Source organism: Lentisphaerota bacterium, assembly GCA_016873675.1.
Taxonomy (GTDB): Bacteria; Verrucomicrobiota; Kiritimatiellia; order RFP12; family JAAYNR01; genus VGWG01.
In genome coordinates, this window is record VGWG01000105.1 from 1 (window position 1) to 8,918 (window position 8,918).

An 8,918-nucleotide genomic window follows, 5' to 3' on the forward strand; every position below is an offset into this window, starting at 1 on the left:
GCTATTCTCGTGGCCGTTTGCGCCCATCGTCTATCGGTTAGGACACAGGGTTTTCATCCCTGGAAGCGGGGTTCGATTCCCCGTGGGCGCGCCATCTTTTTACAGGCGAAGCGCGTGCAAAACCTCCGGTTTGTGCAAGCGCAGGGTTCAGGGTTCGGATGGGCCACCGGCCTGCGGCGGGATCGAAAATAGGATTGAGACAGGGTTTATCGGGATCGAAATCGGGACCGGGACCGGTCTCGAATCGTGAAATCGAGAACGAGAACGATGGCCGCGCCGGACCCGCATGACAACACACGCCAAAACCCGCTACGGCAAAACCGATCTAGTTACAGCGCCTCACGGCCCAATCGGCGCCAATCGGGACCGCCTTTTGAGCATTCCCAAGTCCAAACAAAGCCGCTGGCGCCTTCTGTTCCGGCACACCAGAACGAAACCGGGCATTCAAACCCCATAGCCGTCTATCGACACCCCGTGGCTCTGTTCAACAACATTTTATCCCACATGCGGCAATAAACCGCTTGTTTGCAAACAGCAACCATCATATACTCGCCGCACGAGGGATAAAACGCTATTCGTTGAAGCAAGATTGTTCACCACAGAGAACACAGAGGGCACAGAGGAAATGGTGGATCAGGATCCATTCACCGGCAAGATTATTGGATGCGCCATTGAAGTTCATCGCGTTCTTGGACCGGGCTTGCTGGAATCAACGTATCAGCAGTGCCTGGCCTATGAACTGCGCCTAAACGGGATTCCATTCAAGCTGGAACAACCGATGCCCGTCGCGTACAAGGGCGTTCGCTTGGATTGCGGCTACCGCATGGATGTCTTGGTCGATGACCGGTTGATTCTCGAACTTAAGGCCGTTGAGGCGGTCAATGGAATTCATAAAGCGCAACTGCTGACGTACATGAAACTGTCCGGGATCAAAACCGGGCTGCTGATCAACTTTAACGTTCCGCGATTGGTGGATGGCATCGAGCGGTTTAAACTCTAACTCTGTGACCTCTGTGCACTCTGTGGTAAAAACAATTCAACAACAGGTTGCATCGGAATGAGTACCGCCCGATGAACCTTACGTTGAACTAGAAGAAAGAGACCCGACAAGAGACGGGCCTGAATCGCGCTAAGTTAAGGGGCTATTGCCATCTTAATCATAATCATAATCCTAATCTTGATCTTAATCTTTTGGTGGAGAACGGATTACGATTACGATTACGATTACGATTATGATCGGAAACATCGCTTAACTTAGCGCCACTCGGTACGGGCCTTCCGTCCGTTTACAGCAGCACATCATGAATGAGGGTTATACACTTGATACGCAAGATTTCGCCGGGCAGCATGAGGACCCCGACACCGGCGGAAGAACCTTTTGTGCGGGGTGGGTAGCACGTCCGGACAGCCGGAATGGTATCCAGGTGGTTTCTATCGCGCACCCCAGTATTGCGAGCGCCAGCCGATCAGCGGCGGCCCGTCTGCTAGCGGCCATCCTCCTGCTGGCGGCATCGGGCTGTGCGGGCGGGAAGCCTGCGCCGCCGCCCCAATCCTTGCAGTGGCTGTGCATGGGAACTGCCGCCGCCGTCTCGGCGCCGGCCGGTCAGCCGGCGCGTGTGAAGCGGTTGCGCGAGACGGTCGGCGCGGTATTCGCCGAGATCGAACGCGATCTCTCGATCTTCCTCACGAACAGCGTCCTGAATGCGGTCAACGCCGCAGCCGGTGATCCGACCCCCGTGCCGGTCAACACCCACGTTGCGGCCGTCCTCCGCCATGCGCTCGACGTGGCCGAGGCGGGGGGCGGCGCGTTCGATCCCACCGTCGGCCCGCTGATGACGCTGTGGGGTTTTCGCGGCGGGCCCGTATCCCATCCGCCCGCCGCCGCCGCCATCGCCGAAACGCGTGAACGGGTCGGGTGGCGGCATGTCCGGATGGACCTCTCGGACCCGGCCGCACCCGCAGTCGCCCTGGCGCTGCCGGGGATGCGGCTGGACCTCGGCGGCATCGCTAAGGGCTATGCGGTTGACCTGGCCTACGACCGGCTGCGCGCGGCGGGCGAAACCGACTTTCTGATCAATCTGGGCGGCAACCTCCGCGCGCATGGCGTCCCCGGCGCCGGGCGGACCGGTTGGCGGATCGGCGTGCGCGACCCTTTCCACACCGACCGAATGCTCGGCACGGTCGTGTTGCGCGAGGGCGAGGCCGCCGCGACCTCGGGCAATTACGAGCGTTTTGTGGTGCTGGACGGTGTCCGCTATGCGCACATCATCGACCCCCGCAGCGGCCGCCCAGTCATCGGCGTGGCTGGCGTCACGGTGATCGCCCCGACCGCCGTCCAGGCCGACGCCCTCTCCACCACGCTCTTTGTGCTCGGCCCCGACGCCGGGCTGCGCCTGCTCGCCGGCTTCCCCGGCTGCCAGGCCCTCTGGGTGCTCGACGAGCAGCCCGTGCGCACCGTGGCCTCCCCCGGTTTTCGCATGCGCTGAGGAGCCCGGTGTGATTCTTTGCTGTTGCGTTCGGAAGGCAGTCGGGGTAATCTACTCCCCGCTTATCGGTCGTCCCAGCGTGGGGCTTCCGGGGCGTTTGCAACAGGGGGGTGCTCATGTTCTGGATCGTCGTGTTGATCGTTCTGGCCGTTCTGGCCATGCTGGTGATCGGGATTTATAACGCGTTGGTGACGATGCGCAACCGCTTCAAGAATGCGTTCGCCCAGATCGATGTGCAACTGAAACGCCGCTATGACTTGATTCCCAATCTGGTGGAGACGGCCAAGGGCTACCTGAAGCACGAGCGCGGGACGCTCGAAGCGGTCATCCAGGCGCGCAATCAGGCCGTCGGCGCGAATCAGGCGGCGGCCGGCAATCCGGGCAATGCCCAGACGATGCAGGGATTGATGGGCGCCGAGGGCGTGCTGCAAGGCGCGCTGGGCCGCCTGATGGTGGTGGTCGAGAGCTATCCCGAGCTCAAGGGCAATCAGCAGATGGGCCAGCTTATGGAAGAGCTCACGTCTACCGAAAACAAGGTGGGTTTTGCGCGGCAGTCCTATAACGACGCCGTCATGGCCTACAACATTGCCCGTGAACGCTTCCCTGCTGTGTTGCTCGCCGGCGCGTTTGGCTTCGAGGCGGCGACGCTCTTCGAGATCACGGCCAAGGCCGAGCGCGAAGCGCCCAAAGTGACCTTCTGAGGCGATCATGGATTTTTACGGACATCAGGACAGTGCGCGCAAACGCACAGGCTGGCTGGTCGTGCTTTACGGCCTGGCGGTCGTCGGCATCGCGCTGGCGCTGTATATCGTCGTGCGAATGGTGTTCGGGGGCTCCGAGGCGGGTGAACCCGTTCCAGATTTTTGGCAACCCGAACTCTTTTTCGGGGTGACGGTCGGCGTGGTGGCCGTCGTGCTGGCGGGCTCGCTGTTCAAGACCGCTCAGCTTTCCGGAGGCGGCCCCGCGGTGGCGCGTTCGCTGGGCGGACGTCCGGTGCTCCCGAACACGACCGATCCGGACGAGCGCCGGTTACTCAATGTGGTCGAGGAGATGGCCCTGGCGGCAGGCGTGTCCGTGCCGCAGGTCTATATGCTCGATGCCGAGGACGGCATCAACGCCTTTGCCGCCGGATTCTCGACCCGTGACGCGATCATCGGCGTGACGCGCGGATGCGTGCGGCAGCTCACGCGGGACGAGCTGCAGGGGGTCATCGCGCATGAATTCAGCCACATCGTCAACGGCGACATGCGGCTCAACATCCGCCTCATCGGTGTGTTGTTCGGGATTCTGATGATCACCGTGATCGGCCAGATCATCTTCCGCACGACCCAGTTCAGCGGCGGCGGGGGGCGTTCGCGTGACAACAAGCGCGGCGGCAATCCGCTGCCGTTGCTGGGTCTGGCGATGATCATCATCGGCTACATCGGCGTCTTCTTCGCCAACCTGATCAAGAGCGCCGTGTCGCGCCAGCGGGAGTTTCTGGCCGATGCCTCGGCGGTGCAGTACACCCGCAATCCCTCCGGCATCGCCGGCGCGCTGAAGCGCATCGGCGGATTCGCGGCTGGCGCCAAAGTCAGAAACGCGCATGCCTCCGAGGCGAGCCACCTGTTCTTCGGGGACGCGATCGGCAGCAGCCTGATGAGCCTGTTCGCCACCCATCCGCCGCTGAAAGAGCGCATCCGCCGCCTCGACCCGGCGTCCAATCCGCAAATCGCCGCGTGGGCCGCGTCGGCTCCGTCAGCCGGAGCGGCCCCGGCGGCGGTCTCCGGCTTTGCCGCCGGGAGGAGCGCGGGCGCAGGCACGGTGGATCTGGCTGCCGCGCAATCCCTGCTGGCGACGGTTCCGAAGGCCTTGCGCGAGGCGGCGCGCGACCCGGTCGCGGCGCGCACGCTGATTTACGCCCTGTTGCGCGCGGCCCGGTCCGATGTCCGGGCGCGCCAGGATCAGGCGATGCTATCTCTGGATCCGCAGGCGGAATCCCGCCTGGCCGCGCTGGCGGCCGCAACTGTCTCGCTGCCGGCAGCGCTGCGGCTACCGCTGGCCGAGCTGGCGATCCCGACGCTGAAGATTTTACCGCGCGCGGATTATCAGGTTTTTCGCCGGGTCATGCAGATCATGACCGAGGCCGACGATCAGATCGATCTCTTCGAATACGCGCTGCAGCATCTGATTGTGCGTCATGTGGAGCCGGCCTTCGGCAAAGTCAGCGCCGCGCCGATCCGCTACCGCACCGTCGACCAGGTGCTGCCGGCCTGCCGGACCGTGATGACCGCGCTGGCCGCCTGGGGCACGGAGAGCCGCGAGGCCGCCGCTGCCGCTTTCGAGGAGGGGATGCGGACGCTCGAAGGGCAATCGCCGGCTTATGACGCCGCGCGGACATCGCTTGGCGATGTCGATCTGGCGCTCAACACGCTCTCCGAAGCATCGCCGCAGGTCAAGAAGAAGGTCATCGAGGCCTGCACCCGCTGTGTTCTGGCCGATGGCCAGACCGCACCCAACGAGGCGGATCTGCTCCGCGCCATCGCCGACGCCATGGACGTGCCGATGCCGCCGGTCGCCGCCGGGTGAGCGAACAGGGGGAGGCGGTCATGGACGGAGTCAGGCACGGGGCTCAGCGGTGATGAACCCCAACACACGCAACCACCTGATGATCGCGATCAAGGTCGCCGTGACCGTGGCGCTGCTGGCGGTGACGTTCCGGATGATCGGCCCCGGCGTGCTGCTGGAGCGCGCGGGCGGAGCGCATGCGGGGGTGTTCTCCCTGGCGCTGCTCGTTCTGATTTTCGGCGGATTCGCGGGAGCAATGTCGTGGTTTTGCATCCTGCGCACGCGCCTGCCCGCGATCACCTACCGCCAGGTCGGCGCCTGCCACTGGATCGGCATGTTTTTTAACAGCTTTCTGCCTTCCAATGTCGGCGGCGACGTGGTGAAGGGCTATGCCATGGCCCGCGACCAGGGCCAGGCCGGATTTGTGGTCACGAGCGTGTTGCTGGATCGCGCGCTCAATCTGGCGGTGCTGCTCGGCATCGGCGTGTTTGCGCTGCTGCTGCGCACGGCGCGCGCGGCATGGGCAGCGGCCTTTCTGCTCGGGGTGTTGGCGCTAATCCCGGCGGCGGTGGCGGCGGCCCGGAGGTTTCGACGGAGCAGACGGCCCCCGGCGGGGGAGGGCATCCGCGGACGGCGTGCCGCGCTCGTGGATGCGATCCTCGACTGGGTGGCGGCGCCCCGGCTGTTCATTCCCGCCCTGGGAGCCGCCCTGGCGTCGCAGCTTTTCAAGACCTGGAGTCAGGTCTTCGTGATCCGGGCGCTGGGCCTGGCCCTGCCGGTCTTTTGCGTGTGGACCGTGATCCCGCTTTTCGGGATGGTTTCGGCTCTGCCGGTCTCCATCGGTGGTCTCGGTGTGCGCGAGCTGGCCGCGCAACGGCTCGCCGGGCCCCTGCAGTTCGACACCACCGATCTGGTGGCGCTCAGTCTGGGCGGGCATCTGGCGGTGGTGTTGGTGAACCTGCTCGGGGCGGTGCCGTTTGTTCTTGGCAGGCGCCGCAAGGGATTGAGGGTGCCCCAATGAACCCCGGATCCCTGATCCTCGCCCCCTTGCGGGGTGTGACGGTGCGGACCTTCCGCGAGGTCTGGGCCCGGCATTTCTCCGGACTGGACGCGGCGGTGTCGCCCTTTGTGCCGCTGGTGGCGGGCGACCGGGTGAAGCCGGGGCTGCTGGCGGATGTGGACCCCGCGCTGCCCCAGGGCATCCCGGTGGTCCCGCAGGTGATCGGCCGCGACCCGCAGTTGCTGCGGGTGATGATTGCGGCCCTGAAGAACAAGGGTCATGCGCGGGTGGACCTCAATGCGGGGTGCCCGTGGCCGATGGTCGTGAGAAAGGGTCGCGGCGCGGGGCTGATGGCGCGGGAAGACGATTTCCGCCGGATGCTGGAGGCGGGATGCGAAGCGCTGCCCGGCGGATTCTCGGTCAAGGTGCGCCTCGGCGTCGACACCCCCGACCTGCTGCTGCGACGGATGCCCGTGATCAACGCCGTGCCGCTGTGCGAAGTGGCGATCCACGCGCGAACGGCCCGCCAGATGTACGAGGGGCCCGTGGACCTCGGCCGCTTCGCCGAAGCGTGCGAGGCCTGCATCCATCCGGTGGTCTACAACGGCGACATCCGCGCGCCCGCTGACCTGACGCGGCTGCAGACGCGCTTTCCCCGCGTGACGCGCTGGATGATCGGACGCGGCGTCGCCGCCGACCCGTTCCTGCCTGAGCGGCTGCGCGCTGGATCTGGCGCGGAAGCGCCACGCGATCTTGCGCGGTTCCGCGCCTATCTGGACGATCTGCTGGAGGCCAACCGCGCGGTTCTTTTCGGCGAGAGACCGGTGCTGGGACGGTTTAAGGAATTGTGGTATTATCTCTCCCAGTCCCTGACGGATGGCCCGCAGACGCTCAAACGCATTCAGCATAGCGCGACACTAGACGACTACCGCCGGGCGGTTGACGCCTGGTTCGCCCGCGCGCCCGGCTGGATTCCGGAGCGCAATGGGATGGAGTCATGAACCCTGAACCAGGAGCGACGATGATGATGACAATTGCGACACGAGAGGCGCCGGAGGCCGTGGGCCCGTATGCCCAGGCGATCCGGGCGGATGGCTGGGTGTTTTGTTCGGGCCAGTTGGGACTCGACCCGGCGGGCGGGCCGCTGGCGGCCGACACGGTCGCGCAGGCGCGCCAGGCGCTGGCCAATCTGCGGTCGGTGCTGGACGCGGCCGGAAGCGGCCTGGACGCGGTGGTCAAGACCACGGTGTTTCTGACCGATCTGGCCGACTTTGCGGCGGTCAACGCGGTTTATGCCGAGGCGTTTGGCGCGCACCGGCCCGCGCGCGCCTGCGTGCAGGTCGCCGCGCTGCCCAAGGGCGCGAAAGTGGAGATCGAGGCGGTGGCCCGGGTTCGCGCAGGCGCTTGAGAAACAGCCGGCACGCATCGTTCATTTTGCACAGCCTGCTGGAGTTGGAGGACCAGAATGCCCTGCTGGGGCATCCGTGCCTTGGCGTCCCTGAAAATGATGTGAACAGAGCGTGTGAAAAAGTCGTATCCTGTATGCATCTTATTGCGCCCGCCAGCCAGTAGCCAGTGTTGCACTGGCTACTGGCTGGCGGGAAAATCGTTCCCTCGTGTGAAAGCAAGGGCATTGTGGCACAGGACGGACGGTCGTTCAGGAACTTTTCGATCCGATTCAGATCCGCCTCGCCGATGGCCGCGAACGACTCGCTCTTCGGGTACAGACGGCGGATCAGCCCGTTCGTGTTCTCGTTCGTCCCCCGCTCCCAGGAATGGTACGGGCGGGCGAAGAACACGTCCGACTTCAAAGCCGTCGCGATCTCGGCGTGGCGGGCGAACTCCTTGCCGTTGTCGAACGTGATGCCCGTGCAGGCCACGCCGACGGCGGCGAGCAGCCGGATGATTCCGGCCTTCACCTCGTCGGACTCCTTGGTAGCCGACCGGCCCACCAGCGTGTAGCGCGTCACCCGCTCCACCAGCGTCACCAGGTAGCCAGTCGCGTTCGCCCCGACCACTAGGTCGCCCTCCCAGTGCCCGACCGTGATCCGCAATTCGATCTCAGGCGGGCACGTCTCGATCCCCCGCCTCCCCGGGATCACGCCGCGCCCGCGCCCCTCCTGCCGCAGGCAGCGGCGTTTGCGCTTGCGCTTCGCGCGCGGGAGCCTCTACCACAGGTCGCCGCCGGCCTTCGCGTCCTCGTACACGTGCTTGTAGATCGTCTCCTTACACACATGCGGCCGCCCCTCCAGTTCCGCACGCCCGCAGATCGCCTCCGGCGTCCAGCCTTTCCTGAGCTTCTCTTCCGCGTCTAGCCGCACGACCTCGGTGAACCGCCTCGGACCCGGACGCATCGCACGTTCCTCGGCCAGCTCCTGCGCCTGTTTCGGCCGATAACCCTTCCCACCTGTGTTCCGAAACACCTCACGGCTTATCGTGCTCGCCGTCCGCCGCAGCAGCCTCGCTATCTCACGGACCCCATTTCCCGCTTGCCGCAGCACGTAAATCTGGCTACGCTCTATATCGGTCACGCGCGTGTAAGACACTTTGTCTCCTTCCTTGTTAGCACAAGAAGGAAGTGTACTTCACCGCGTGGCCGTTTTCAAAACTTCAAGTGTTGCACTGGCCGGTCGCGCGCGCGGTCTATTGAGGCACTTGCAAACCCCCTGGTCTGTCAAAGTGGCACGGGCATCTTGCCCATGGAGTCTTGCAAGAGCCTCAGAAAGAAATTTAGATGCGTTTGCCCTGGACTTTTTGACAGGGCAAACGCATCTAATTTCTGAACCTTTGTCAGTTTCTGGTTCAGGGATTGCTTCATTGCCTTTTTCCGAAGGCCGGTCGGGTTCTCTGACCATCCACTGCGCGTTCCGGCGGGAAAGCAGGTC

Annotated in this window: 8 protein-coding genes, 1 tRNA gene and 1 pseudogene; 8 read left to right on the forward strand and 2 right to left on the reverse strand. The window is 64.4% G+C overall.

The window, feature by feature from the left end; translation table 11 throughout:
* Positions 1-19 precede the first annotated feature (19 nt).
* The 8 genes from FJ222_10625 to FJ222_10660 all read left to right on the forward strand — a co-directional run bounded on the left by FJ222_10625 (position 20) and on the right by FJ222_10660 (position 7,441).
* Positions 20-94, forward strand: a tRNA-Glu gene (locus FJ222_10625).
* A gap of 531 nt (positions 95-625) precedes the next feature.
* Positions 626-1,000, forward strand: coding sequence for a GxxExxY protein (locus FJ222_10630; GenBank protein MBM4164875.1), 375 nt, complete (start codon positions 626-628; stop codon positions 998-1,000).
* A 301-nt stretch (positions 1,001-1,301) separates the two neighbouring features.
* Entirely contained in the window at positions 1,302-2,486 is a 1,185-nt protein-coding gene (locus FJ222_10635) for an FAD:protein FMN transferase (GenBank protein MBM4164876.1), read from the forward strand.
* 116 nt (positions 2,487-2,602) lie between these two features.
* On the forward strand, positions 2,603-3,187 hold the full coding sequence (locus FJ222_10640) for a LemA family protein (protein ID MBM4164877.1): 585 nt from the start codon (positions 2,603-2,605) through the stop codon (positions 3,185-3,187).
* 7 nt (positions 3,188-3,194) lie between these two features.
* Entirely contained in the window at positions 3,195-5,054 is a 1,860-nt protein-coding gene (locus tag FJ222_10645) for a M48 family metallopeptidase (GenBank protein MBM4164878.1), read from the forward strand.
* On the forward strand, positions 4,966-6,054 hold the full coding sequence (locus tag FJ222_10650; protein MBM4164879.1) for a flippase-like domain-containing protein: 1,089 nt from the start codon (positions 4,966-4,968) through the stop codon (positions 6,052-6,054). The genes FJ222_10645 and FJ222_10650 overlap by 89 nt, the downstream gene beginning before the upstream one ends.
* Complete coding sequence (locus FJ222_10655) at positions 6,051-7,034, forward strand: tRNA-dihydrouridine synthase family protein (GenBank protein MBM4164880.1); 984 nt, start codon at positions 6,051-6,053, stop codon at positions 7,032-7,034. Before FJ222_10650 ends, FJ222_10655 begins: the two co-directional genes overlap by 4 nt.
* Positions 7,035-7,054: 20 nt before the next feature.
* Complete coding sequence (locus FJ222_10660) at positions 7,055-7,441, forward strand: reactive intermediate/imine deaminase (GenBank protein ID MBM4164881.1); 387 nt, start codon at positions 7,055-7,057, stop codon at positions 7,439-7,441.
* A gap of 238 nt (positions 7,442-7,679) precedes the next feature.
* Here FJ222_10660 and FJ222_10665 read toward each other — a convergent pair.
* A pseudogene (locus FJ222_10665) lies at positions 7,680-8,162 on the reverse strand (IS30 family transposase).
* 39 nt (positions 8,163-8,201) lie between these two features.
* Complete coding sequence (locus FJ222_10670; GenBank protein MBM4164882.1) at positions 8,202-8,579, reverse strand: IS30 family transposase; 378 nt, start codon at positions 8,577-8,579, stop codon at positions 8,202-8,204.
* Positions 8,580-8,918 lie beyond the last annotated feature (339 nt).